This is a genomic window from Gardnerella lacydonensis, assembly GCF_048545055.1.
Classification (GTDB): domain Bacteria; phylum Actinomycetota; class Actinomycetes; order Actinomycetales; family Bifidobacteriaceae; genus Bifidobacterium; species Bifidobacterium vaginale_C.
The window spans coordinates 1-1,131 of the sequence record NZ_JBKQXT010000012.1; the positions used below are offsets into that span (position 1 = coordinate 1).

The following is a 1,131-nucleotide window of genomic DNA, read 5'->3' on the forward strand; positions in this document are numbered from 1 at the left end:
TTATCCACAATGTTTTGAATGTTGTTGGATTTTAATGTTTTCTCTTCGCGTGTTTTACGTGGAGGAGAAGAAGAAAGGAAATTAAAATGATGAATAAGAAGGCTATCGCCGCTTTCGCTGCTGGCGCTACTTTGCTTGCCGGCTTCGCTGCAGCTCCAGCATTCGCTGAAAAAATTAATCCAAAGGATTTCCCAGCTTTCCAAAGCCCGGAGTATAGCGCGGATACTGAAAATCACGCTAATGTAAATGCAGCAAAGAATGATCGTTCTTTGGAGCTTGCTCGTATTAAGGCTGCTAAGACAAACGGAATGTCCTACGGCACTTTGAGTGAACGTACTCAGCTTGTTGGTGAAGCTAGGTTTGCTGCAGCAACTGCTCTTGAGGCAGCTAAGAATGCTGCTAATACTGCTAAGGCTGCTGTGAATACAACTAAGCTTGCCTTTGAGCAGGCTGAGGCTGCGGTAAAGGTTGGTTATGATGCTGCTAAGAAGGCTGTTGACGAAAACGGTAATCCTAAGGATGGTTATGCTATCGGCACTGGTACAGCTTTAGCGGGTAAGGTAGTTAAGGTTGATGCTGCTACTAAAGCTGAATCTCAGGATACTGATACTAAGGCTGCTGACACTTATCGTGGCTTGTTAGAGACTGCTGCTCAAAAGAACAGTGCGTATGTTGAGGCTCAGGATGCTGCTAAGGCTGCAGAAGAAGCTTTGGCGAAGACTCAGACTCCAGATCAGGCTGAACTTGCTGTTACTAGCAATTATCTTGTTTTGACTGCTGATGGTGAGCATGTTGATTCTGCTACTACTGCAGCTGCTTTGGAGCGTGTTGATGAAGATGCTTATGTCAATGGTCGTATTGCTTCCACTAGCGAAGATGATGTTTACGACAAGGATGGCGAGCATTCTAATAATCGTACGATGAACAATGATCATCGTAAGGGTTTGAAGAAGAATCACAAGAAGTCCCATAAGAAGGATGACAAGAAGGACGACAAGAAGGATGATACTACCACTCCTGATGAGAAGATCAAGGATCTTGGTAAGTTGAACTTGTCTGATGCTGCTAAGAAGAAGCTTGCTGCTCATTACGTGTATGAGGCTAAGCTTGCTTTGGATGAGGCTGATAATA

1 pseudogene is annotated in these 1,131 nt (G+C 44.4%); it reads left to right on the top strand.

Going from position 1 to position 1,131, the window contains the following annotated elements:
* Window positions 1-86 precede the first annotated feature (86 nt).
* Window positions 87-1,131: pseudogene (locus ACJV45_RS06955) on the top strand (hypothetical protein); the annotation flags it as partial.